Annotated in this window: 29 protein-coding genes; 27 read left to right on the plus strand and 2 right to left on the minus strand. The window is 50.0% G+C overall.

The window, feature by feature from the left end; genetic code table 11:
- The first annotated feature begins 4 nt into the window (after window positions 1-4).
- The 16 genes from KNO68_RS00965 to mnhG all read left to right on the plus strand — a co-directional run bounded on the left by KNO68_RS00965 (window position 5) and on the right by mnhG (window position 13724).
- Window positions 5-394, plus strand: coding sequence for a GntR family transcriptional regulator (locus KNO68_RS00965; protein ID WP_078146516.1), 390 nt, complete (start codon window positions 5-7; stop codon window positions 392-394).
- Entirely contained in the window at window positions 381-1262 is an 882-nt protein-coding gene (locus tag KNO68_RS00970; protein ID WP_215111926.1) for an ABC transporter ATP-binding protein, read from the plus strand. Before KNO68_RS00965 ends, KNO68_RS00970 begins: the two co-directional genes overlap by 14 nt.
- Window positions 1252-2382, plus strand: a complete 1131-nt coding sequence (locus KNO68_RS00975) for an ABC transporter permease subunit (RefSeq protein ID WP_215111927.1) — start codon at window positions 1252-1254, stop codon at window positions 2380-2382. The genes KNO68_RS00970 and KNO68_RS00975 overlap by 11 nt, the downstream gene beginning before the upstream one ends.
- 12 nt (window positions 2383-2394) lie before the next feature.
- Entirely contained in the window at window positions 2395-2859 is a 465-nt protein-coding gene (locus KNO68_RS00980) for a DUF4825 domain-containing protein (protein WP_215111928.1), read from the plus strand.
- Window positions 2860-2996: 137 nt separating this feature from the next.
- Complete coding sequence (locus KNO68_RS00985; protein WP_215111929.1) at window positions 2997-4670, plus strand: AMP-binding protein; 1674 nt, start codon at window positions 2997-2999, stop codon at window positions 4668-4670.
- A 79-nt stretch (window positions 4671-4749) separates the two neighbouring features.
- Window positions 4750-5328 (plus strand): fatty acid metabolism transcriptional regulator FadR, encoded by a 579-nt coding sequence (locus tag KNO68_RS00990; protein WP_074037553.1) that lies wholly within the window; start codon window positions 4750-4752, stop codon window positions 5326-5328.
- 79 nt (window positions 5329-5407) lie between these two features.
- Window positions 5408-6181, plus strand: coding sequence for an electron transfer flavoprotein subunit beta/FixA family protein (locus tag KNO68_RS00995; protein ID WP_214757234.1), 774 nt, complete (start codon window positions 5408-5410; stop codon window positions 6179-6181).
- Window positions 6182-6195: 14 nt separating this feature from the next.
- Window positions 6196-7161, plus strand: coding sequence for an electron transfer flavoprotein subunit alpha/FixB family protein (locus KNO68_RS01000; RefSeq protein WP_015881089.1), 966 nt, complete (start codon window positions 6196-6198; stop codon window positions 7159-7161).
- A gap of 107 nt (window positions 7162-7268) precedes the next feature.
- Window positions 7269-7583, plus strand: coding sequence for a thioredoxin (trxA, locus tag KNO68_RS01005; protein WP_015881090.1), 315 nt, complete (start codon window positions 7269-7271; stop codon window positions 7581-7583).
- 346 nt (window positions 7584-7929) lie between these two features.
- Window positions 7930-10371: a Na+/H+ antiporter subunit A gene (locus tag KNO68_RS01010; protein ID WP_214757232.1), complete on the plus strand. Its 2442-nt coding sequence runs from the start codon at window positions 7930-7932 to the stop codon at window positions 10369-10371.
- Window positions 10343-10780 (plus strand): Na(+)/H(+) antiporter subunit B, encoded by a 438-nt coding sequence (locus tag KNO68_RS01015; RefSeq protein ID WP_015881092.1) that lies wholly within the window; start codon window positions 10343-10345, stop codon window positions 10778-10780. Before KNO68_RS01010 ends, KNO68_RS01015 begins: the two co-directional genes overlap by 29 nt.
- Window positions 10780-11121, plus strand: a complete 342-nt coding sequence (locus KNO68_RS01020) for a Na(+)/H(+) antiporter subunit C (RefSeq protein WP_015881093.1) — start codon at window positions 10780-10782, stop codon at window positions 11119-11121. Before KNO68_RS01015 ends, KNO68_RS01020 begins: the two co-directional genes overlap by 1 nt.
- On the plus strand, window positions 11114-12598 hold the full coding sequence (locus tag KNO68_RS01025; RefSeq protein WP_214684768.1) for a Na+/H+ antiporter subunit D: 1485 nt from the start codon (window positions 11114-11116) through the stop codon (window positions 12596-12598). Before KNO68_RS01020 ends, KNO68_RS01025 begins: the two co-directional genes overlap by 8 nt.
- A 7-nt stretch (window positions 12599-12605) precedes the next feature.
- Complete coding sequence (locus tag KNO68_RS01030; RefSeq protein ID WP_015881095.1) at window positions 12606-13091, plus strand: Na+/H+ antiporter subunit E; 486 nt, start codon at window positions 12606-12608, stop codon at window positions 13089-13091.
- Complete coding sequence (locus tag KNO68_RS01035; protein WP_026826530.1) at window positions 13091-13387, plus strand: Na(+)/H(+) antiporter subunit F1; 297 nt, start codon at window positions 13091-13093, stop codon at window positions 13385-13387. Before KNO68_RS01030 ends, KNO68_RS01035 begins: the two co-directional genes overlap by 1 nt.
- Window positions 13365-13724 (plus strand): monovalent cation/H(+) antiporter subunit G, encoded by a 360-nt coding sequence (gene mnhG, locus KNO68_RS01040; protein WP_015881097.1) that lies wholly within the window; start codon window positions 13365-13367, stop codon window positions 13722-13724. The genes KNO68_RS01035 and mnhG overlap by 23 nt, the downstream gene beginning before the upstream one ends.
- A 42-nt stretch (window positions 13725-13766) precedes the next feature.
- On the opposite strand, the gene KNO68_RS01045 is transcribed toward mnhG, so the two are convergent.
- Window positions 13767-15080, minus strand: a complete 1314-nt coding sequence (locus tag KNO68_RS01045; protein ID WP_215111930.1) for a dihydrolipoyl dehydrogenase family protein — start codon at window positions 15078-15080, stop codon at window positions 13767-13769.
- A gap of 70 nt (window positions 15081-15150) precedes the next feature.
- Between KNO68_RS01045 and uvrC the strand changes: the two genes are divergently transcribed.
- Together uvrC and KNO68_RS01055 are read left to right on the plus strand one after the other, a co-directional pair.
- Entirely contained in the window at window positions 15151-16941 is a 1791-nt protein-coding gene (gene uvrC, locus KNO68_RS01050) for an excinuclease ABC subunit UvrC (RefSeq protein WP_215111931.1), read from the plus strand.
- Window positions 16938-17714: an aminoglycoside adenylyltransferase domain-containing protein gene (locus tag KNO68_RS01055; RefSeq protein ID WP_215111932.1), complete on the plus strand. Its 777-nt coding sequence runs from the start codon at window positions 16938-16940 to the stop codon at window positions 17712-17714. The genes uvrC and KNO68_RS01055 overlap by 4 nt, the downstream gene beginning before the upstream one ends.
- 24 nt (window positions 17715-17738) lie before the next feature.
- On the opposite strand, the gene KNO68_RS01060 is transcribed toward KNO68_RS01055, so the two are convergent.
- Window positions 17739-18131: a YslB family protein gene (locus KNO68_RS01060; protein WP_251024814.1), complete on the minus strand. Its 393-nt coding sequence runs from the start codon at window positions 18129-18131 to the stop codon at window positions 17739-17741.
- A 222-nt stretch (window positions 18132-18353) separates the two neighbouring features.
- On the opposite strand from KNO68_RS01060, the gene KNO68_RS01065 reads away from it, so the two are divergent.
- From KNO68_RS01065 to KNO68_RS01105, 9 genes are all read left to right on the plus strand, one after another.
- The gene (locus KNO68_RS01065) at window positions 18354-18971 is read left to right on the plus strand and encodes a succinate dehydrogenase cytochrome b558 subunit (RefSeq protein ID WP_074032764.1); all 618 of its coding nucleotides are present in this window, start codon (window positions 18354-18356) and stop codon (window positions 18969-18971) included.
- 16 nt (window positions 18972-18987) lie between these two features.
- Complete coding sequence (sdhA, locus tag KNO68_RS01070) at window positions 18988-20745, plus strand: succinate dehydrogenase flavoprotein subunit (RefSeq protein ID WP_214684756.1); 1758 nt, start codon at window positions 18988-18990, stop codon at window positions 20743-20745.
- A gap of 8 nt (window positions 20746-20753) precedes the next feature.
- A complete protein-coding gene (sdhB, locus tag KNO68_RS01075; protein ID WP_193343274.1) occupies window positions 20754-21542 on the plus strand; it encodes a succinate dehydrogenase iron-sulfur subunit in 789 nt (262 codons plus the stop codon).
- 8 nt (window positions 21543-21550) lie between these two features.
- Complete coding sequence (locus tag KNO68_RS01080) at window positions 21551-21991, plus strand: acyl-CoA thioesterase (RefSeq protein WP_015881105.1); 441 nt, start codon at window positions 21551-21553, stop codon at window positions 21989-21991.
- A gap of 74 nt (window positions 21992-22065) precedes the next feature.
- The gene (locus KNO68_RS01085) at window positions 22066-22329 is read left to right on the plus strand and encodes a phosphocarrier protein HPr (RefSeq protein WP_015881106.1); all 264 of its coding nucleotides are present in this window, start codon (window positions 22066-22068) and stop codon (window positions 22327-22329) included.
- A gap of 112 nt (window positions 22330-22441) precedes the next feature.
- Window positions 22442-23245: a glutamate racemase gene (gene racE, locus KNO68_RS01090; RefSeq protein ID WP_285222488.1), complete on the plus strand. Its 804-nt coding sequence runs from the start codon at window positions 22442-22444 to the stop codon at window positions 23243-23245.
- Window positions 23238-23987 carry a ribonuclease PH gene (gene rph / locus KNO68_RS01095; protein ID WP_214734005.1) on the plus strand — a complete coding sequence of 250 codons (750 nt, stop codon included), beginning with the start codon at window positions 23238-23240 and terminating at the stop codon, window positions 23985-23987. The genes racE and rph overlap by 8 nt, the downstream gene beginning before the upstream one ends.
- Window positions 23984-24574 carry an XTP/dITP diphosphatase gene (locus tag KNO68_RS01100; protein WP_074037535.1) on the plus strand — a complete coding sequence of 197 codons (591 nt, stop codon included), beginning with the start codon at window positions 23984-23986 and terminating at the stop codon, window positions 24572-24574. Before rph ends, KNO68_RS01100 begins: the two co-directional genes overlap by 4 nt.
- Window positions 24575-24579: 5 nt before the next feature.
- On the plus strand, window positions 24580-25092 hold the full coding sequence (locus KNO68_RS01105; protein ID WP_214734006.1) for a metallophosphoesterase family protein: 513 nt from the start codon (window positions 24580-24582) through the stop codon (window positions 25090-25092).
- The last annotated feature ends 75 nt before the right edge of the window (window positions 25093-25167 follow it).

The raw sequence follows: 25167 nt of genomic DNA on the forward strand, positions 1-25167 counted from the left end.
ACCCATGTTATACAAAATCGATATGAAAAGTTCAGAACCGCTATACGAACAAATCGTCAATCAAACGAAAGAGCTCGTTATCCGTGGAATTTTACGACCCGGAGATAAGGTGATGTCCGTGCGTGAACTCGCCACCGATCTTGTCATCAATCCGAATACGGTCAGTAAGGCGTATCAGGAGTTGGAACGGCTCGGGCTGCTTGAGATGCGACGTGGGCGCGGGACGTTTGTCTCCGAGGACTGGGTGGACGATGATGCGGCACGTGAGCCGGTCATCGCCTCGATCAAAAAGATTGCGATTGATTGCCACTATGCGAACGTGCCGTTAGACGAAGCCATTGGCGTATTGCGAACGGAATATGAGAAAGTAGGGAAATCCAATGCTGAAAGTTGAACAGTTAAGTAAAAAAATTGACCGTCAAACGATTCTAGATGGCATCGACTTTACTGTCGAATCTGGAGAAATCATCGCGCTCGTCGGACGTAACGGTGCCGGTAAGACAACGCTTCTCCGCACGATGGTCGGTATCATTCGCCCAGACATGGGCGACGTGCTCTATGGTTCGAAAAGTATCTTTAAAGATGCGGGATTGAAGCGTGACGTTATCTTCGTACCGGATTCAGCCGATGCGCTCAAAAATTATACGGTGAATGAGGCGACGGACCTGTATGAATCGATTTATCCATCCTTCAACCGTACCGTCTTCCGTGAGACATTGACACGATACAACATCGACAACAAAAAGATCCGCCAGCTTTCTAAAGGACAAAAGGCACTCGTGACGTTATCACTTGCTTTCGCTGTCCAAGCGAAGTACTACCTGCTCGACGAACCGACGGACGGACTTGATGTCGTCGCCAAATCCGATGTGTTGAAGCTGATGATTGCTCAAGTCGAGAATCGGAACTGCTCGATCATCGTCTCAAGTCACCAACTGCATGAACTCGAACGCATCGCTGACCGCATCATCATGATTGAGAATGGACGTGTCAAAGCGATCTTGTCGCTCGAAGAGGCGCGTGCCCTCAGCATCAAGTGGCAAGTCGTCTTCAACGACCATGTCCCGGTCGAACTGCTAGAACGAAAAGATATCGAAATCATCAGCGTGACGGGACGTGTCGTGCTGTTCATGGCGAAAGAACGGACGGACGAGCTCGAAACGTTCATCGATTCATATAATCCGATGCTCATCGAAGAGATTCCGATGTCTCTTGAAGACGTCTTCCGTGTCCAGTTAGGAGGAGAAGCCCATGTTGTCTAAAGTATTGTTAAAGAAAGATTGGAAACAAGTGTCGTTGCTTTGGATGCTGCTCGTCTTCTTAGGCGTCGTCGCCTTCACTGTGCCGGCTTGGACACAATTCGAACAGTTTGATGAGCAGATTAAAGATGCACGAGCGAATTCTGTAGATTACGGCATCCCGTTTGAAGAACGAGATCGCCTGACGGTTGAGTCTTTCTTCGACCCTGATTCGAGTTTAGCTTTCTATCTTGGTGACATAGGTGATGTCATTCCGGTAGGACCAGTTGTATTCTTATTCGTCGTGTTTAGTGCGCTCATGGCCACGTCGCTCATTGGTGCCGAACGAAACAGTCAAATGTCAGACTTTTCGATGTCGCTCCCCTTCACCCGCACCCAGCTGTACATATCAAAATGGGTGTTGGGGGCAAGTGGGATTATCATGTCCACGCTGTTAGGAAGTATCGCGATGTTTGCATTGGTCGCCACTTCCCGTTATTCGTTCTTATTAGAAGGGACCGTATTTAAATCGATCGTGATCGTCCTGTACATCGCCTTGATTGGGATCTCATTATTCTCGTTGGCTTTATGGATGGGATCATTCGGTGGGGAATCGATTTCTCAATCGGTGTGGTCGTTTGTCGCCTTGATTTTCCCGTTAGGTATTCTCGCATTGATTCAAGGATCCGCTTACTCGTTGACTGGTCGAGGTGATGCGTTGGGTTGGTTAATCGATTCAGCTTATGAAAGTGTATTTATTCAAGCTATCTCACCACTCGGTAACTTGATGAATTTATCTTTATATGAATACATTCGATCCGATCAGTATTGGCAAGAGTTCGTCACGATTAGCATCCCATCGTCTATCGTCTTTATCGCCTTGTCATTCTGGTTAGGAGCTTGGATGTACAATCGTGCACCGCAAGAAAACAACGGTCGTTTCTTCATGTTCAACAACTGGTTATGGCTCGTCCACATTATCATCGTTGGATGTATCGCGATGTTCACAGGAATTGTGTTCACGACATTCACGTATCAAGCGAACAGTATGTTGTACATCGTAGGCTTTGTGATCGGAGCGTTCTTAGCACACTTACTCGCTAAACGCTTGCTTTACCGCTTCAACTTGAGACTCAAATCGTAAGGAGGGACACCTATGAAACGCTTATGTCTGTTGCTCGTACTCGTCATCTCACTGGCAGGATGTATGAACCCGGAACCGGACGCCTTTGAATACAAAGGGGCGAAAGTCGGGGACAATGCAGCCGTCGTCGGCATTGCCGGAAGATTGCCGCTACATGAATGCTATCGATCGGTCGAACTGCAGACGAAGAAGCGTCCTTATGGGTTGACCGTCCGTTACGAAGACCCGGGTATGGAACGAGCGGAACAAGAACATCTGGCGATTCGGAATGCGGCTGCCTATTTCACCCTCATCCCGAACGCCGAAATCGTCCGTTTTGCTTTCCCGAACCGGACCTATGCCTTCTCTCGACCTGAAATGGAGGCATGGTTCGGGACTGACTTCTCAAATATTCGTCATGAAAAAGAATTGCAACAACTCATGAATCAGAAGCTTGAAAAACTGGATTCGAAAGATTCCTATTTTAGGCGGGTATGACAGCGATTGGATGACAAATCCAATCGCTTTTTTTGATATTTTCTGAAAATTATCGGGTAAAGGGTAGATGAAAGCGTTTTCTTAGCATTATAATAGGGGTAACTGAATGAGTATTCATTTCCTAAGGAGGAACAGCGATGAACAAACCGTGGTTACAAGATTATCCAAAAGGAATGCCCCAGTCAATCGATTATGAGGTAAAGGCGCTCTATGAGGCGTTGTCTCGCGCAGCAAAGGATTATCCAAATCGTACGGCCGTCTCCTTTATCGGAAAGGAGTGGACATTCGCGGAAATCGATGATGCCGCACGTCGACTCGGAACGATGCTTCAAGCGAAAGGGCTTGAAAAAGGCGACCGCGTCAGCCTCATGCTTCCGAACTGTCCTCAATACGTCATCTCATTCTATGCCGTGCTCTATGCAGGTGGGACGGTCGTCCAGACGAATCCGCTCTATACGGAACGTGAGCTAGAAAACCTCGTCACGGACGCAGGTGTCAAAATTGTCATCACCCTCGACCTGCTATATCCGAAAACACTTCGCGTCAGTGAGAAGACGGAGATTCAAACCGTGATCACGACGAGTATCGCTGATTACTTACCATTCCCGAAAAACAAACTGTATCCAATCAAAGTGAAACGTGAGAACAATATCGTCATCGATACGACCGGTTCGACGCTGTTCAAAGATTATAAGGACTTCAATCCTATCACGCCGCTCGACATCGATCCAAAAGAAGATGTCGCCGTTCTTCAATATACAGGGGGAACAACGGGACTTCCGAAAGGTGTCATGTTGACTCATTTCAACTTGACGGCGAACGCGGATCAAATCACGAACTTATTCTATAAGTACAATCGAGGGGACGAGAAACGCGTCTTGTGTGTCGTGCCGTTCTTCCACGTCTATGGGATGTCGTGCTGTCTGAACTTTGGGGTCACGAACGGCTATGAGCTCGTCCTCGTGCCACGTTTTGAAGTGACGGATGTCTTGAAGACGATTCAGAAGAAAAAGCCGCACTTCTTCCCAGGAGCTCCGACGATGTACGTCGGGATCTTGAACGACCCGAAACTGAAAAAGTACGACTTGTCATCGATTGAAGCGTGTATCTCAGGTTCGGCACCGCTTCCGATTGAGGTACAAGAAGAGTTCGAGAAGATCACGGGTGGTCGCATCGTCGAAGGATACGGATTGTCTGAGACGTCGCCGGTTACGCACGCGAACTTCTTATGGGATAAGCGAATCGTCGGCTCAATTGGTGCGCCGCTGTCGGATACTTCTGCTAAAATAGTAAAAGCAGACGGAGAGATGGAAGCAGATATCGGCGAGATCGGTGAAATCATGCTGAGCGGTCCACAAGTCATGAAAGGCTACTGGCAGAAACCGGAGGAAACGGCAGCCGTCTTGAAAGATGGGTGGCTCGCAACCGGTGATCTCGGCTACATGGGCGAGGACGGGTTCTTCTATATTGTCGACCGGAAGAAGGACATGATCATCGCAGGTGGCTTTAATGTCTATCCGCGTGAAATCGAAGAAGTCCTCTACGAACATCCGGCCGTGAAGGAAGTGGTCTGTATCGGTGTCCCAGATCCATATCGGGGTGAGACGGTCAAAGCGTTCATCGTCCTTCGCGATGGCTCGAGTGTGACGGAAGAAGAACTCGACAAACATTGTCGCGAGAAGCTTGCGGCTTATAAAGTGCCAAAGTTGTATGAGTTCCGCGACGAGTTGCCGAAGACGTTCGTCGGTAAGATTTTACGCCGTGTCCTCGTCGACGAAGAGAAGGCCAAACAAGTGAAACAAAGCAGTTGACACCAAGCGTACGCATGATAGAATAATAAATGAATGAACCATCATTCATTTTTCTGCAACGGTAAGGAGCTTGGGGTTAATGACAAATCATATTTCGAAAAGTGACCGAATCATTGATGCGGCGGTCAAAGTAATTGCCAATCATGGCTATCACGGTGCAAAGGTGACAGCCATCGCCAAAGAGGCGGGTGTCGCGGACGGCACGATCTATTTGTACTTTAAAAACAAGGAGCATCTCTTAATCGAATTGTTCCAAGCGAAGATGGGGCTGTTCATCGACTACTCGAAACAACAAATCGAGAGCGAGACGTCAGCCGGGAGTAAGTTGTATCAGTTGATTGAATCACATTTAAAGCAACTGTCGGCAGATTACGACCTCGCCGTCGTGACACAAATCGAACTGCGGCAGTCGAACTTGGTACTTCGCCAAAAAATCGGAGAAGTGCTCAAACCGTATTTGAACTTAATCGATTCTGTCGTCAAACATGGAATCGAGACTGGAGAGTTTGACAAGGATTTAGACTATCGACTCGCCCGTCAAATGATTTTCGGCACAATCGATGAGGTTGTGACGAGTTGGATGGCGAGCGGCTTCAAGTATGATCTGTTGTCGACGCTTCCAAATGTGCACCATATGTTGAAAAAAGGGCTTACGTAACAGTGAGCCCTATCACTAGCTCAAAAAATGAATGCTGATTCATGAATGATGGGAAGAATTGACTAAAGGGGGATCAACCATGAATATTTTTGTTTTGCTGAAACGTACGTTTGATACTGAGGAAGCAATTCAGCTCGAGAATGGGGAAATTCAAGAAGACGGCGCTGAGTTCATCATCAACCCGTATGACGAATATGCGGTCGAAGAAGCGATTCAAAAACGTGACGCACTCGGGGGAGAGGTCACGGTCGTCACGGTAGGACCAGAAGATGCGGACAAAGAATTACGTACAGCACTCGCAATGGGTGCGGACAAAGCCGTTCGCATCTCAATCGAGGACGATGTCGAGGATGCGGACCATGTCACGATTTCAAAAGTTCTCGCCTCATACTTGAAAGAACAGGACGCAGACCTCATCTTCGCAGGAAACGTGGCAATCGATGGCGGTAGCGGACAAGTCGCACCACGTGTCGCAGAACTTCTCGACATGAACTACGTGACGACGATCACGGGTCTTGAAATCGATGGTACAACGGCTACGGTCACACGTGACGTCGAAGGGGATACGGAAGTGATCGAAGTCGCACTCCCACTTCTCGTAACGGCACAACAAGGGTTGAACGAGCCGCGTTACCCGAGCTTGCCAGGAATCATGAAGGCGAAGAAGAAACCGCTCGAAGAACTCGAACTCATGGACATCGATCTCGATGAAGATGAAATCGAAGCGAAAATCGAGACGATTGAACGATTCTTGCCAGAAGAGAAGAAAGCCGGTCGCATCCTTGAAGGCGATATGTCGACACAAGTGAGCGAGCTCGTACAACTTCTTCGCACGGAAGCGAAAGTCATTTAAGGGGGAGATCATAGATGAAAGCTTTAGTACTCGCAGAAGCGCGTGAAGGCGCGTTACGTAACGTATCATTCGAAGCCATCGCTGCGGCGAAGCAATTGACAGACGATGTGACGGCAGTCGTGATTGGGGATCACGTGCAATCACTCGCACAAGAACTCGGGGAGTATGGCGCAAGCCGTGTCCTCGTCGTCGAAGATGATCGCCTTAAGCATTATACGCCAGACGGCTACGGACAAGTGCTCCGTCAGTTGATCGAGCAAGAAAATCCGGAAATGATTGTTCTCGGGCACACGGCTCTCGGGAAAGATATCGCACCGAAACTTGCGGCACGTCTTGATGCCGGACTCATCAGTGACGTTGTCTCGATCGAAGGAACAGGACGCGACGCAGAGTTCGTTCGCCCAATCTACTCAGGGAAGGCGTTCGAGAAAGTGAAGTTCAAAGATTCGGTCATGTTCTTCACAATCCGTCCAAACAACATCGATGCACTTGCACGTCAAGCGGGCGCGAGCGTCTCTGTTGAAACGCCGGCGGTCGAATTGAAAGACCTCGCGATGATCGTCAAAGAAGTCGTGCGTAAGGCGACTGGGAAAGTAGATTTGGCGGAAGCGAAAGTTATCGTCGCAGGTGGACGTGGCGTGAAGAGCGAAGATGGATTCAAACCGCTTGAAGAGTTGGCTGAGCTTCTCGGAGGAGCGGTCGGTGCTTCACGTGGAGCATGTGACGCTGATTACTGCGATTACGCACTTCAAATCGGACAGACGGGTAAAGTTGTCACGCCAGACCTCTACATCGCATGTGGGATCTCAGGAGCAATTCAACACTTGGCTGGGATGAGTAACGCGAAAGTCATCGTCGCCATCAACAAGGACCCAGAAGCAAACATCTTCAGCGTGGCAGACTATGGCATCGTCGGCGACTTGTTCGATGTCGTCCCGATGTTGACAGAAGAGTTCCGTAAGCACCTCGTCAATAGCTAATAAGCAAAACGTTTTGGGGTTGTTACCCTCCGTGGTATACTCTGAACATGAATTGCATGAGAGTTCTTTACCAGGACTCTCTCATCTTATTGGGGAGGTTTTTACAAATGGCTATTAAACACGCAACGACTCAATCGTTTGAACAAGATGTAAAAGAGGGCGTCGTCCTCGTAGATTTCTGGGCAACTTGGTGTGGACCATGTCGCATGATCGCGCCAGTTCTCGAAGAACTCGATCAAGAAATGGGTGACCAAGTCCAAATCGTGAAACTCGACGTCGACGAAAACCCTGAAGTCGCAGGTGCTTTCCAAATCCAAAGTATCCCGACACTCATGATGTTCAAAGATGGCGAGCCTGTTTCGAAAACAATGGGCTTCCAACCAAAAGAAGCATTGAAAGAGTTTATCGCGACAGCACAATAATTGCGTAGCAGCCGATTGAGATCGGCTGCTTTTTTGTTTTGCGGAATAGAAAAGAAGGAAAAGGACAGGCAAGTAGGGAATAAGTTGAGTTATTCCACGCACCCTCAATCCGGTCATATTCCGATACATAACGTCTGATTTCAAAATTTTTTTGAAGAAATTCCGTCGGCTTCCTTCATATTTAACAGATTCGGAATTTTGACGGGGGAGCGCTTGAACTGGAAGCTTTTATCATGGAAACAGACTGAAAATTTACGCTATACTCATGAGGAAGACATGATGGAGTCAAGTGACCTTACTTTACGGCTCAATCTATTGTACGACTCTGTTCGAAGGAGGAATTTTCTTGTCGCTGTTACATTTAGCTATTTTGTTGCCGCTTCTTGCGGCACCATTCATCCCGCTTTTGTTCCGGGGGATGAAACAAATTCATACAGGCTGGTTCGTCTTGATCGTTCCGGTCGTGCTCGTCACCTACTTCGCCGGATTCATTCCGATCACGAGTGCAGGGGACGTCGTGACAGAGACGATTGCGTGGATGCCGTCCCTCGGGATTAACTTCACGGCATACGTCGATGGACTCAGTCTCTTGTTCGCGCTTCTCATCACGGGAATTGGCGCACTTGTCGTCCTCTATTCGATTTACTATTTGAATAAGGACAAAGAGTCGCTCGGGCATTTTTACGTTTATCTCTTGATGTTCATGAGTGCGATGCTCGGGGTCGTTCTCTCGGATAACATGATTGTCATGTATATGTTCTGGGAGCTCACATCGATTTCTTCATTCCTATTGATTGGGTACTGGTATGAGAAAGAACGTTCACGCTATGGTGCGCAGAAGTCGATGCTTCTCACCGTGTTCGGTGGATTGTCGATGCTCGGAGGGATTGTCTTACTCGAATCGATGGTCGGTTCGTACAGCATTCGCGATATGGTCGCGAACTCGGGCGTCATCGCCGAGAGTCCGTTCTTCCTCGTCGCGATGATTCTCATCTTGCTCGGGGCGTTCACGAAGTCGGCGCAGTTCCCGTTCCACATCTGGTTGCCTGACGCGATGGAAGCACCGACTCCGGTCAGTGCGTACCTCCACTCAGCAACGATGGTCAAGGCGGGTCTCTACCTTGTGGCCCGCATGAGCCCGGTGTTCCAAGAATCATCCGTCTGGCTATGGACGATAGCCGGGGTCGGGATGTTCACGATGTTCTGGGGTTCGTTCAACGCCGTGAAGCAGACCGACCTGAAGGGAATCCTAGCGTTCTCGACCGTCAGTCAACTCGGGTTGATCATGTCACTCCTTGGACTCGGAGCGGCGGCGCTCCACTATGACGGCATGGATGACAACATCTTTATGGTCGCGACGATTGCGGCGATCTTCCATTTGATCAACCACGCGACGTTCAAAGGCTCGCTCTTCATGATGGTCGGGATTGTCGACCACGAGACGGGCACACGTGACATTCGTAAACTCGGTGGTCTGATGACCGTCATGCCGATTTCATTCACGGTCGCCGTCATCGGTTCTTTATCGATGGCTGGTCTTCCGCCATTTAACGGATTCTTGAGTAAAGAGATGTTCTTGAAGGCGACGACGAAAGTCTTCTCGGCCGACTTCTTTGCGCTTGATACGATTGGGATTTTGCTCCCGGTCATCGCGTTCGTCGGAAGTGTGTTCACGTTCATCTACAGCATCATGCTGTTCACGCGGACGTTCATGGGCAAGGCAAAGTTCGATCAATTGCCGAAACAACCGCATGAGGCGCCGATTGGCATGTTAATCTCACCGGTCATCCTTGCACTTCTCGTTGTCGTGCTCGGGTTCTTCCCGAACGTCTTGTCGAACTCGCTCATCAAACCAGCCGTCGAGTCGATCTATCCGACACTCGTCGCACAAGGGCAAGAAGTCGATGTTCACATCTACTTCTGGCACGGTTTGACACCAGAACTCTTCATGACGATCGGGATCGTCCTTCTCGGTTCATTGATGTTCTGGCAAATGGGTAAATGGATAGGCATCTACAACCGCATCCCACATCGTCTGACGCTCAACGGGATGTACGACGGTACGCTCGTCTGGTCGAACAAGGCGGCATATCGCTTTAAGGACAACTACATGACTGGATTCATCCGGTCGTACTTGATCTATATTTTCGTCTTCCTCTCAGGCATGATGCTCTTCAGTATCTGGTGGTTCGACATGTACCGCTTCTCGTTTGAGAACCTGGCTGAGATTGCACCGTATGAATATGTGCTCGGAGCCGTCGTCATGCTAGCGGCGCTCGCGATTCTCTTCATGAAGTCGCGTCTCCCGTCCATCATTCTCCTTGGGGTCGTTGGTTACGGCGTGGCACTGTTCTTCGTCTTCTTCGGTGCACCGGACTTGGCACTCACGCAGCTCGTCATCGAGACGGTCTCGGTCGCATTGTTCTTGCTCGTCTTCTATCACATGCCGGACATCAGCAAGAAGGAAGTTCGGATGCGTTTCAAAGTCGGGAATGCTATCGTGGCTGTTCTCGTCGGGACGACCGTGACGCTTCTCAGCTTCATGGCACTCACAAACAAATCGCTCACCTCGATCTCAGAGTATTACAAAGAGAACGTGTATGAGCTTGCAGCAGGTAAAAACATGGTCAACGTCGTTCTCGTCGACTTCCGTGGATTTGATACCTTGTTTGAAATCGTCGTTCTCGGGATTGCAGCTTTCGGGATCTACACGATGATTAAATTTAGAACAACACGACGTACGAAAGGAGAAGCTGAACATGAAGCAAAACAGCAGACGCGTCAATGACGTCATTTTGCAGACGGCCGCGATTATCATTTTCTTCATCATTGTCATCTTCTCCATCGACTTGTTCTTTGCCGGTCACTATTCACCAGGTGGAGGATTCATCGGTGGATTGATGACATCCGCGGCACTCGTCTTGTTGCTACTCGCATTTGATTCGAAGACGCTTGCGAACGTGCTCCCGATCGACTACCGTCTCATGACGGCGACCGGATTACTGATTGCACTCGCGACAGGTCTTCACTCCGTATTCTTGGGTCGTCCGTTCTTGACGCATGCTTACGGGAAGTTCGACTTACCACTTCTCGGTGAACAGACGCTCCATACGGCGATTGCGTTCGACTTAGGGGTTTACCTCGTAGTCATCGGAATCACGTTGACGATTATACAAACGATTGGAGAGAGTGAATAATGGAAATCTTCGTTAGCATCATCATCGGTGTCTTGACGATGTGTGCCGTCTATCTTGTTCTCTCAAGAAGTTTGTTACGCATCATCATCGGCACTGCCTTGTTCAGTCACGCGGCACACCTTCTCGTCTTGACGACGGCAGGTTTGAAGACAGGGGCTGCCCCTGTCCTCGTCGACGGTGTGACTGAATTCACAGACCCGTTACCGCAAGCGCTCGTCTTGACGGCAATCGTGATCAGTTTCGGGGTGACGGCGTTCTTCCTCGTACTTGCTTACCGCACGTACCAGGAGCTCAGCACGGACAATATGGAAGAAATGAAAGGAACAGAATCGTATGATTAACTTACCGGTCTTTCCAATCGTCATTCCTGCGCTTGCGGCCATCCTTATGATGTTTATGCCAAAACGGGTCCAGCTGCAGCGCGTGATGGCTCTTGGAGCTTTAGTTATGACGGCGATCGTGTCACTCTTTCTCGTGCATACGGTCTCCACGGAGGGAATTCAAACCCTCAACCTCGGGAACTGGCAAGCGCCGTTCGGCATCACGCTCGTATCGGATATGCTGTCAGCCCTACTCGTGACGACGTCGACTCTCCTCACGCTCTTCATCGTGTGGTTCGCCGTCCATTATTTCTCAGATTCATATGAAGGCAACTACTTGTACATTTCGATGCTGTTCTTGCTCGTCGGGGTGAACGGTGCCTTCACGACAGGTGATATTTTCAACTTGTTCGTCTTCTTCGAGGTCTTCTTGATGTCCTCATACGTGTTGATTGTACTCGGTGGACGTGGCGTCCAGTTACGTGAATCGATCAAATACTTGCTCGTGAACATCATCGCCTCGGCGCTCTTCGTCATGTCGGTCGCCTTGCTTTACGGAGTCACAGGCACGCTCAACTTGGCGGACTTGGCGATGAAGATCCCGCTCGTCGATAACCCGGACGTCATCACTGTCATCGGTGTGCTGTTCGTCATCGTCTTCGGGATGAAAGGGGCACTCGTCCCACTTCACTACTGGCTCCCTGGAGCGTACGTGGTCGCACCGACCCCGATTCTCGCCATGTTTGGGGCACTCTTGACGAAAGTCGGGGTGTACTCGATCTTGCGGACGTACACGCTACTGTTTGATGGGAACGGTGAATTTTTACAGACGTTCCTCATGGTGCTCGCTGTCCTCACCATCTTCATCGGGATGACAGGGGCCATCGCATATAACGATGTGAAACTGATCATCATCTACAACATCATGATCGCGGTCGGGGTCATCTTGTACGGGATCTCGGTCAATACGCAGACGTCCCTTGAAGGGTCACTCTACTATTTGATTCACGACATGATCATCAAAGCGGTTCTCTTCATGCTCGTCGGGATGATGATCGGAATCACCAAATCCGGTCAACTCCGTGATATGGGTGGACTCATCACCCGTTTCCCGCTGTTCGGATGGACGTTCTTCGTCGCAGCGCTCTCGCTCGCAGGGATTCCGCCACTTAGTGGATTCTTCGGAAAGTTATTGATCGTCTCAGGTGGGATGGACGAAGGCGAGCTGTTCGGACCACTTCTCGTCCTCTTGTCGAGTCTCTTCGTCCTCTATTCGGTCATGAAGATTTTCTTGAACGGGTTCTGGGGCGAGGCGAAGCGCGAGTATGATGGACCGCTCGTACCGTATACGAAGCGTTTGATCGTGCCGGTCTTCTTGTTGCTCATCATTGCGGTCGCATACGGATTTGGGGCAGAAGCCATCCATCCGTATATCACGCAAGCGATTGAGCCGCTCGTCAATCCAGAAATCTATATCGATGCCGTGATAAAGGAGTGAATGACAGATGGCTTATCAACTATTGATTAACTTTTTCTTGGCGTTCATCTGGATGTTCCTCACGGGATCGTTCACAACGAGCGGATTCTTCGTCGGGTATCTACTTGGCTTACTCATCTTGTTCATGATGCGCCGATTCTTTAAATCTAGTGGAGGCGGCTTTTACTTCACACGCGTCTGGCGTCTATTTAAACTGCTGCTCATCTTCATCCGTGAATTGTTCCTCGCGAACTTTGAGGTACTGCGTCTCGTCCTTAGTCCGAAGTTGAAAATCCAACCAGGGATTTTCCGCTATGAGACGTCGCTCGACAAAGGATGGAAAGTCAGCTTGCTCTCGATGCTGATCACGCTCACACCAGGGACGCTCGTCGTTCAGGTGTCAAAAGACAATTCCGTGCTCTATATCCACGCACTTAACATGCCGGATAAAGAAGCGTTACAAAAAGACATTTATGATAACTTTGAATCAAGCATTAAGGAGGCGACAGAGTGATGGATTTACTAGACATTCTCATCTACATCTCGCTCGCCATTCTCTTGCTTGCGATGTTGATGATGTTGTATCGTGTCGTCAAAGGACCGACGACGGCAGACCGAGTCATCGCGCTCGACTCCATCGGGATCGCGCTTATCTCGGTCGTCGCGTTACTATCGATTCTGCTCGATACGACTTTGTATTTTGAAGTCATCTTGCTACTCAGTATTTTGGCCTTCATCGGAACGGTGGCGTTCTCGAAATTCTTAGAGAGGGGAGAGATTATCCAACATGACCGCGACAATGATCTTTGATCTCATTACCGGCATCTTCACGATCATCGGCGTCTTCTTCACCGTCGTCGCCGCGATCGGTCTCATCCGTCTCCCAGATATTTATTCGAGAACACACGCTGCCTCAAAGAGTGCGACACTCGGTGTCATGTTCGTCCTCTTTGCAGCCGTCCTTCACGTATATGTCGATGAACGGGTGTTTGATGCAAGACTCTTGCTCGGTCTCTTCTTCGTCCTCTTGACAGCTCCTGTTGGGGGTCACCTCATCTCGCGTGCGGCGCACGCGAAAGGTGTTCCACTTTGGGAGAAGTCGTTACAAGACGCGCTGAAAGAAGACAAGGACAAAGGAATCGAATAAGTAAAAGACGGGATTCGCCACGAGGCGAGTCCCGTCTTTTGTTTAGATGAGATAGGTCAGGTCGGAGGCGGCGGTCGGATAGGCGACTTCTAAGTGCTTCACATGTTGATGCGACAGTTTGTTCTGTATAATGTAAGAGAACAGGTTGATAAGTTCTGGGGCATGATGACCAATCAAATGAGCCCCGATGACGTGCCCTTCTGCACTTAGTAACACTTTTGAATATGCGGTTGTGTCATTGATTCGTGAATAGGTGAGGAAGTGCGACATGTCCGTTTCTTTCACGTCGAAGTCAATGCCCTCAGCTTCCGCTTCCTCGACCGTAAAACCGACTTTGGCAATCGGTGGTGTCGCATAGACGATGGTCGGAGCCGGACGCTCAGGGAGTGACCTTGTATTCCCGTGAAGCATATTGAGTGCGGCGAGGCGCCCTTCCAGACCGGCGAATGGAGTGAGTTTGGGATTTGAACTGTTAGCGACGTCGCCTGCGGCGTATATATTTGGGTTACTTGTTTGCAGATGCTCGTTCACATGTACACCGCGATGATCAGCTGTGACACCTGCCGCTTCAAGCCGAAGTCGCTCGATGCTTGGAATTCGTCCTGTAGCGTTAAGGACAACTCCTTCTAGGGTAGAGTCATCTGATAACGTTAAGACGTTGCTATCGATTCGTATTGGCTCGACGTCATGTCGGACGGTGATGCCGATTCGCTTCGATTCTTCGATGAGCCGGTGGACGACGTTCGGGTCGAATGCCTTCAACGCATGTGAACGAATGAGGAGTGTCACGTCGCTTCCGAATCGTCGGAAGATATGGGCGAATTCAAAGGCGATATAGCCTCCCCCCACGATATGAATCGATTCAGGCAACGCGTCGAGGTCGAACACATCATCGCTCGTGATCGCCAGTTCGCCACCTGGGATATCGAGAGGGCGGGGCGTTTGACCCGTAGCGATTAAAAATTGATTGGCAGAGAGCTCGTGACCATCGATGACGATTGAATCCTCATCGATAAAGCGAGGCTCTCCCTGATATAAGTCTATGTTCATCTCATCCCAATGCTGTTTTTTGGATGTTGGGATAGAGAGGCGGTACTCATCAATCCGCTTTTTAAAGGACGACCAATCGAGTGACAGGCTTCCTTCGACGCCAAGCTCACGCATACGTTCCGTTCGGGCAAGGAGTTCTGCTCCTTCGGTAAGCATCTTCTTCGGGTCACATCCGCGTTGAGGACATGTTCCTCCGAACGTCCAATTCTCAATGATGGCGATCTCTTTACCGGCTTCGCGTAAAATGGAAGCGGCTTGACCCGCTGCGGAGCCGCTACCGACAATGATGACATCGTATCGTTTCATACTATAAAATCCTCCTCTGGCGAGATATCACACTCTTTTTCCCGTCCAGGAGGAAGCTAAACTGAGGTGAATGGAATTGAGTCATACCGACCACATTAAACATAAATTAGCGCTGCTCCCGGACGAGCCGGGTTGTTATCTGCATAAAAACGAATATGGTGAGGTCATCTATGTAGGGAAGGCGAAAAACCTCAAGAATCGGGTCCGTTCTTACTTCACGGGCGCACACGACATCAAGACGATGCGTCTCGTCGCAGAGATTCGTGACTTCGAGTACATCGTGACGGCGAGTGAACTCGAGGCGTTATTACTCGAAATGACGCTCATCAAAAAGCACGACCCGAAGTACAACATTCGCCTCAAAGACGACAAAACGTACCCATATATCAAGATTACGAACGAACCATATCCGCGTCTATTGACGACGCGGAAATTGAAAAAAGACGGCGGACATTACTTCGGACCGTATCCGAACGCCTATGCGGCGAACGAGACGAAACGTCTACTCGATAAACTGTATCCGCTGCGGAAATGTCAGCCGATGCCTAAGAAACTCTGTCTGTATTATCATATCGGGCAATGTTTAGGTCCTTGTGAGCTGGCGGTCGATACGGATTCGCAAAAAGAGATCGTCAATGAGATCCGGCGCTTCTTGAACGGGGAGACGGCTGAAACGCTCACGAAGCTGAACGTCGAGATGGGACGTGCCGCTGAGGATATGCAGTTCGAGCGGGCGGCTGAACTACGCGATCAAATTCGAGCAGTCGAATCGATTATGAACAAACAGAACATGATCACGGCCGACCCGACGGCCCGTGACGTCTTCGGCTATACGCTCGACCGAGGCTGGATGTGCGTCCAAGTATTCTATATGCGTGGCGGGAAGATGATTGAGCGAGATGTCTCGCTCTTCCCGATGCATGGAGAGCCTTCGGAAGAACTCGAAAGTTTCATCGTTCAGTTCTATGAACAAAACGTCGTGCCAAAAGAAATTCTCGTACCCGAGACGGTCCGGCTCGATTTACTGAATGACGCCATCGGAACGAAAGTGATGCAGCCGAAACGAGGGGCAAAGAAACAGTTGCTTGATTTAGCAACGAAGAATGCGACAATCGCCTTAAACGAGAAGTTCGAGTTGCTCGCCCGAGATGAAGAGCGGACGTTGCTCGCGATGCGTGAACTCGGGGAAGTAATCGGCATCCCCAACTTGTCACGTGTCGACATCATCGACAACGCGAACATCCAGGGGGCGGACGCCGTGTCGGCGCTCGTCGTCTTTGAAGACGGGAAGCCACTCAAAAAAGAATATCGGAAATACAAGATTCGGACGGTTCAAGGACCGGATGATTACGAGACGATGCGTGAAGTCGTCCGTCGACGATTCCGCCGTCTTTTGACGGAAGACAAGCGATTACCCGATCTCCTACTGATCGATGGGGGGATTGGACAATTAAACGCGGCGCTCGACGTCATCCAAAACGAGTTCGGGCTCGACTTGCCGGTTGGCTCGCTCAAAAAGGATGACCGACATCGAACGAGCCAACTGTTATTCGGAGAAGGTGGGGGCGTTGTCGAGCTCCATCCACGCTCGAGCGCTTTTTATCTGTTGCAGCGGATGCAAGATGAGGTCCACCGTTTCGCCATCACGTTCCACCGCAGCTTACGGACGAAGAAGATGACGAAGTCGATCCTCGATGAGATTCCGGGTGTCGGTCCGAAACGCCGTCAACAGCTTATCCGCCATTTCGGGTCGATGAAACAAATCCGTCTGGCATCGCTCGAACAATTGAAGGAAGCGGGATTGCCGGAAAAATTAGCGGAGACCGTGCTTCAATACGTGCATGAGGAGACGGATGAATGAGACAGATTACGACAGACGTGGAGAATACAATCGCTTCATTCGTGAGAGCGATTGATGAATTTCTACCAACCGTTCAGCATATATATATTCATGGATCATTAGCGATGGGTGGTTTTCATCCGAAACGAAGTGATGTAGATTTGTTGCTCGTCGTATCAAACGCATTGACTCGGGAGGAACGACAAAAACTCATCGACTGCTGTCTCTCGTACTCCAACGAACCATATCCGCTCGAACTGAGCATCATGACGATGGCGCAGCTAAAAGATTGGTATCATCCAAGTTCTTTTGAGTTTCACTATAGTGAAGGGTGGCGTTCACGTTTTGAAGAAGCTAGTAGGGAAGAAAGAACCGAATTGCAACAAGGATTCACCGATCCTGATTTGGCGGCTCACGTCCAAGTGATTTTAGAGCGTGGTATCACATGGCGAGGGCAACCACTTCATAAACTCCTTTCTGGATTTGATTCAGCTCATTTTTCTGATGCGATTCGAGCGGATGCGCTCGACTGTCTTGACTCGATTGAAGAACAGACGGTGTATAGCGTATTGAACTTGATACGTGGCCTGGCCTATGAACAAGAACGTGTTCTGCTCTCAAAACAAGAAGCACTCCATTGGTTAGTGAATAACGGACATTTTCCAGGAAATATTGTCGAAGTTGTTCGTAAGGCGACTCGGAGCTATGAAGGGGGAAGTGTGACGTTTCATCGACAAGAACTCAATGAATTCCGTCGCTACATGCGTCAACAACTTCAGCAGAAACAAAAATAAGAGTCGATGCGTTGGCATCGACTCTTATTTGTAGTCGTCTTTTCGGTCTAGTTGGACGGTGATTTGGACAGCTTTTCGGGTTGGATCGGCGTAACCTTCCGCGACGCACTGGAAACGACCTGCAATCTGTTCAGCTAAAAATCCAGCTTCAAGCTGATAATAACCTGTCGCTTTGGCCTGAGTCGCAGGTGGTGGGATCAATTCATATGTAAATTTGCTCCCACGTTCCTTCTTGATTCTCAACTCTCCCCAACCTGCCTCTGCGAAGAAGGCAGTCAGTTCATCGTCGGACATCGTCGGGAACTTACGGGCGACCCGTTTTCCTGACCAATAGATGACTTGGGCGTAATCTTCGCCAAGCAAATCCGTCAACACATAGTCGCGAAGCAGTTCAATCGCGAAAATTGGTTGGCTCATCGTTTCCATTCTATCCCATCACTCCAATCTCTCTATATCATTATAACGACCAATTGGAATTTGGTCATCCTGTATTTTTGAAAAGAATGTGGCACAAATCGGCTAGGTTGTCTTGTCATACAATTTTCACAAGAGTAGAATAGGAGACAGAAAGCTATATCTGCATTTGAAAACGCTTTTATTGACAATACGAGCCAATGCTCGTGAAAAGGGGGAACTAGAATGGCAGCGCATCGTGACTACTTCAGTCGTAAAGTCCATTCGCTACTTGGGGTCATTCCAATCGGTTTGTTTTTGATCGTCCATTTGTCGGTCAACTACTACATCGTCGATGGGGTGGAGTCATTCAACAAAGCAGCAAAATTCATGGGGAACTTACCGTATTTGTACTTCCTTGAAGTGACAATTATCGCATTGCCGATGATTTTCCACGGGGTGTACGGCGTGTACTATGCGTTTCTCGGGTCGATCAACTCGAACCGCTATTCATACGCACGCAACTGGTTGTATCTCTTCCAACGTTTCACAGGAGTCTTCCTCGTGATCTTCATCGCTTGGCACGTTTGGGAAACGCGTCTTGCGAAATTGCGCGGGGTAGAAGTCAATGCGGAGATGATGCAAAACATCGTCGACAACCCGCTCATGTTGATCTTCTACATAGTCGGAATCCTTTCGGCTACGTTCCACTTCGCGAACGGTCTTTGGTCGTTCTCGATCACGTGGGGTATCACACAGTCACCTCGTTCGCAACGTCTCATGAGCTACGTATCAGGTGTCGTGTTCTTGGCACTATCTTTTGTCGGCATCCGTTCGATTTTGACGTTTGCAGGCATCTTGTAATTAGGGGGAATTTTACATGGCAAATCAAAGTTTGATCGTCATCGGTGGCGGTCTAGCTGGACTCATGGCGACAATCAAGTCGGCAGAGATGGGTGTTCCGGTAAAACTATTCTCGCTTGTACCGGTCAAGCGTTCACATTCAGTTTGTGCCCAAGGTGGGATTAACGGGGCCGTCAACACGAAAGGGGAAGGTGACTCTCCTTGGCAACACTTTGACGACACGGTCTACGGAGGCGACTTCCTCGCCAACCAACCGCCTGTCCAAAAGATGGCGGAGAATGCTCCGAAAATCATTCACATGTTCGACCGGATGGGCGTCATGTTCAACCGTACGCCAGAAGGTCTCTTAGACTTCCGTCGTTTCGGTGGAACCCTTCACCACCGTACGGCATACGCTGGAGCGACGACAGGACAGCAACTTCTCTATGCACTCGATGAGCAGGTTCGTCGTTACGAAGCGCAAGGTCTCGTCGAAAAATATGAAGGATGGGAGTTCCTTCGCGCCGTCATCGACGAAGAAGGCATCTGCCGTGGCGCGGTATGTCAAGATTTGCGCTCGATGGAAATTAAAGCGTTCCCATCGGATGCGGTCATCTTGGCGACAGGTGGCCCAGGGGTCATCTTCGGTAAATCGACTAACTCGGTCATCAACACCGGTCAAGCAGCGGCAGCGGTTTACCGCCAAGGCGCGGTCTACGCGAACGGGGAGTTCATCCAAATTCACCCGACGGCGATTCCTGGGGACGACAAACTTCGTCTCATGAGTGAGTCGGCTCGTGGAGAAGGTGGACGTGTCTGGACATATAAAGACGGGAAGCCGTGGTACTTCCTCGAAGAAAAATATCCAGCTTACGGAAACCTCGTACCGCGTGACATCGCGACACGTGAGATCTTCGACGTATGTGTCAACCAAAAACTCGGCGTCAACGGCGAGAACATGGTTTACCTCGACTTGTCTCATAAAGATTCGAAAGAACTTGACATCAAACTCGGTGGGATCCTCGAAATCTACGAGAAATTCGTAGGGGACGACCCGCGTAAAGTACCGATGAAAATCTTCCCGGCAGTCCACTATTCGATGGGCGGACTATGGGTCGACTACGATCAGATGACGAACATTCCGGGTCTCTTCGCAGCTGGTGAATGTGACTACTCGATGCACGGTGCAAACCGTCTCGGTGCGAACTCGCTTCTTTCAGCCGTACATGGCGGAATGGAAGCAGGTCCTGCGGCAGTCAACTACATGCGTGGTCTTGACCAAACGACAGAAAGCGTCTCAGAAGCGCTCTTTAACTTCAACGAACGTGAAGAAATCGAGCGATTCAACAACATCCTTGCGATGGATGGAACAGAGAATGCGTATCAGATTCACCGTGAACTCGGTGAACTCATGACGGACAACGTCACAGTTGTTCGCTACAATGACAAACTTGAAGCGACCGACAAGAAAATCCAAGAATTGCGTGAACGTTTCCATAAGATTTCAGCTACGGATACGGCACGTTGGAGCAACCAAGGGGCATCGTTCATTCGACAACTCGACCACATGCTCGACCTCGCACGCGTCATCACACTTGGCGCACTCAAACGGGACGAGAGCCGTGGAGCTCATTACAAACCGGAGTTCCCGGAACGTAATGATGAGCAGTTCATGAAGACGACGATGGCACGTTACAAAGATGGGGAAGTCGATATCTCGTATGAAGACATCGATGTTTCGTTAATCCCGCCACGTAAACGGGATTACTCGAAGAAAGGGGCGAAGACGAAATGACGACGCCAATGCAATCTGAACAAAAAGACATCCGCTTCATCATTGAACGCCAAGATGGACCGGATCAAGCGACGTATACGGAAGAATTCACGGTACCATACCGTCCAAACATGAACGTCATCTCGGCATTGATGGAAATCCGCCGCAACCCGGTCAACGCGAACGGGGACAAGACGACACCGATCAACTGGGACATGAACTGTCTTGAAGAAGTATGTGGTGCCTGTTCGATGATCATCAACGGGAAGCCGCGCCAGTCGTGTACGGCACTCGTCGATAAACTCGAGCAACCAATCCGTCTTGCGCCGATGAAGACGTTCCCGGTCATCCGTGACCTTCAAGTCGACCGTCAACGCATGTTCGACGCGTTGAAAAAAGTGAAGGCATGGGTCCCAATCGATGGCACATACGACCTCGGTCCAGGACCGCGTATGCCGGAGAATAAACGTCAATGGGCGTACGAATTATCGAAATGTATGACGTGTGGCGTTTGTCTTGAAGCGTGTCCGAACGTGAACGACAAATCGGACTTCATCGGTCCAGCGGCGATTTCGCAAGTCCGACTCTTCAACTCACATCCAACAGGTGCCTTCCACGCGGAAGACCGCCTCGAGGCACTCATGGAAGACGGTGGCATCATGCAGTGCGGAAACGCACAAAACTGTGTCGAGGTTTGTCCGAAGGGCATCCCGCTCACGACGTCAATCGCTTCGATGAACCGTCAAACGACGCTTCACTCGTTCAAACAGTTCTTCGGTAGTGACAAAGGTCGCACCGGTTCTGCGGTCGAGGCGTAAGCGAGCCGATGACCAAGTACTTTCGAGAGCCAGGTTGGGAAACACGTGTCAAAAGAGGGATTGCGCTCGATGTGAAAGTTCGCTTTTCGGAGTGCGACCCGTATGGTCACATGAACAACACAATTCCGTTCATCTATTTCGAAGATGCCCGGATCGAGTTGTTAGAGGCGACAGGATTCTCCTTGAAGGACGGATTCGTCGTTGTCGCCGATGCGCAATGTGACTATGTTCGACAAGTCATGCCACGTCAACAGCTGACTGTGCATGCCAATATCTTGACGGTCGGAAACACTTCATGTGATATTCATTACGGGGCATATGACGGAGAGCAACTCCTCTTCGCAGGACGGACAAGCCTCGTTCATTTAACGAAGGAAGGCCGTCCTACGGAATGGACTCCGGAATATAAAAACCGCTTGCAGAATTTTTGCGAATCCGCTATCATTTGATAATGAGTTCACAAACAAAAAATATTCTGCTGGTTCGCCTGTAGAATTGAATTTTGAAGGGAGACCATCATCTCATGGAAAAAACGTTCACAGTCGTTGCTGATTCAGGAATTCACGCTCGTCCAGCTACTCAGTTAGTTAACACAGCTTCTAAGTTCCAGTCAGACATCAACCTCGAGTACAATGGTAAAACAGTTAACTTGAAGTCGATCATGGGTGTACTTTCACTCGGTATCGCAAAAGATTCTACAATCAAGATCACTGCTGAAGGTGAAGATGCAGAAGAAGCGATCAACACGCTTTCTGACATGCTCACTAGCGAAGGTCTTGCTCAGTAATTCGGGTAAGGGACGAGGCGCCACTGGCGACCTCGTCTTTTTTTGTCATGGGAACGTTTCTTTTTCCGTCCGAGTTTTTTTGGTAAGATAGGTGAGAATGGAAGTGATGCAAATGAAACGAGCGATTGGAGTCCTCGATTCAGGAGTCGGCGGGTTGACGGTAGTCAAAGAATTGATGCGCCAACTCCCTAAAGAAGAGATTGTCTATATCGGAGATACTGAACGCTGTCCGTACGGGCCGCGTCCGCACGATGAGATTGAAGCATATACATGGGAATTGATTGAATTTTTATTAAAGAAAGACGTCAAAATGATTGTTATCGCCTGTAATACGGCGACCGCGGTCGTATTGAAAGAGGCGCGCAAACGTCTCGACATCCCGGTCATCGGTGTCATCGACCCGGGTGCCCGCGGGGCTGTCAAAGGGACGCGTAACAAGCATATCGGTGTCATCGGTACGAAGATGACGATTGAGAGCGGTTCATATGAAAAGGCGTTACGTCACGTGGCAGGTGAGGTCGATGTGTATTCACTCGCGTGCCCACCGTTCGTCCCGCTCGTAGAGGCTGGAGAAGTGTCTGGAGAGCGCGTACGTCAAGTGGTGGAGGAAACACTTCGTCCACTTCAGCCATCCGAGATGGATACGTTGATTCTCGGTTGTACGCATTACCCACTCCTTGCCCCAGTCATTCAAGATGTGGTCGGACCGGACGTCCACCTCATCTCATCAGGTGACGAGACGGCGCTTGAAGTGGCTGCGATGCTCGATTATCAGGAACTTGAGAATGCATTGGATGCAGTCCCGGCACATGCCTTCTATGCGACGGGTGATATCGAACTATTTGACCGACTCGCGAGCGAATGGCTCGGGCGTCCGGTTCATGCGGAGAAAGTCGAGGTGACCGGCATTGCGTGATGCGAGACGATTTGATGAACTGCGCCCAGTCGAGATTGTGCCGCACGTGAACAAGCATGCGGAAGGGTCCGTATTAATTTCAATCGGCGATACGAAAGTCATCTGTACCGCGACTGTGGAAGAGCGGGTACCGAATTTCCTTCGTGGAAAGAAACAAGGTTGGATCAATGCAGAATATGCGATGCTCCCAAGGGCGACGGGAGACCGTACTGTCCGGGAAGCGGTACGCGGAAAACAGTCGGGACGAACGATGGAGATTCAGCGTCTGATTGGCCGGTCGCTCCGCTCTGTCGTGGACTTAGAACGTCTCGGTGAACGGACGATTTGGGTCGACTGCGACGTCATTCAAGCGGATGGTGGAACTCGGACGGCCTCCATTACCGGTGGCTTTTGCGCGCTCGTGTTGGCCGTCGATCGCTTGATTCGCCAAGGGAAACTTGAAGATACACCGATTAAAGAAGGTGTGGCCGCAATTTCGGTCGGGCGAACGGACGAGCTTGTCTTAGACTTGGATTACCTAGAAGATGCTGCGGCAGAGGTTGACATGAATGTCGTCATGACGGCAAGCGGTCGGTTCGTCGAAGTACAAGGTACAGGGGAAGAGGCGACGTTCACGCTACAAGAGATGAACGAGATGCTCGCGCTCGCGCAACACGGCATCGAATCATTATTCAAGACGGCGGAAGCGGCACTCGGTGCTTCTTGGTGGTACGTCGGGGAACGTTCGGAGGAGACATTATGAAGTTGATTATTGCGACACACAATCCTGGAAAAGTGAAAGAACTCGAAGGGATGTTGACGCCGCTCGGATTCGAGGTCGAGTCACTCCTCGACTATCCGGATGCGCCAGAGACGGAAGAGACCGGAACGACATTTGAAGAGAATGCGGCGTTAAAGGCGACGGAGGCGGCAGCTTACTTTGGACATGCCGTCCTCGCGGATGACTCCGGTCTTGAAGTCGACGCGCTTGACGGGGCACCGGGAGTATACTCGGCCCGCTTTGCAGGACCAGAAAAGTCAGACGAGGCGAACAACGCCCTTCTTCTTGAAAAATTGAACGGAGAGACGAATCGTACGGCTCGTTTCGTCTGTGCGCTCTGCCTTGCGAAACCGAGCGGAGAGACGTTGACCGTTCGTGGAACAATCGAAGGGACAATCGGTTATTCCCCACAAGGCGAAAATGGTTTTGGATACGATCCACTCTTTATCGTCCCATCGCTTCATAAGACAGCGGCAGAGTTGGAGCGTGACGAGAAGGCGGTCGTCAGCCACCGTGGACAGGCACTACGAAAACTGGAGGCAGAAATCATACCATTCATGAAAGGATGAAGCTTATGCGTTTTCTAATAGTGAGTGATAGTCATGGGTTGACCGAAGAATTGACAACGATTTTTGAACGACACGAGGCGGAGATTGATGACGCGTTCCATTGCGGCGATTCACAACTCGCACTTGTCGATGAACATTTGTTGCCGTATCGAACGGTCCGCGGGAACTGTGATTTTGGGGGAGACCTTCCCCTTGAACGAATCGAGACGACGGATGCCGGTACAATCTTAATCGTTCACGGGCACCATCATGACGTCAAATTCGATTTGAATCGGCTGCGTTACCGGGCTGAAGAAGTGGGCGCGAACGTCGTCTTGTTCGGTCACTCGCATGTGGCGGGTGCTTTGATCGAGGACGGGGTCGTCTACATCAACCCGGGTTCGATTCGGATGCCACGGGGACGTTCGGACAAAACGTATGCGCTTCTTAACCTAGAAAACGGGGAAGCAGCGGTACGTTTTTATCGCTCGGAAGACGGTTCTCACGTCGAAGATTTGGACATCGCAGGAAAACTATGAGTTTCGAATGGGAAATCGATTGACAGGAAACCATTTTTCTATTATAGTTTTCATGTCAATGTCCCAATAGCTCAG

Origin of the sequence: Exiguobacterium sp. s75, from assembly GCF_018617145.1 — a bacterium.
GTDB lineage: Bacteria > Bacillota > Bacilli > Exiguobacteriales > Exiguobacteriaceae > Exiguobacterium > Exiguobacterium profundum.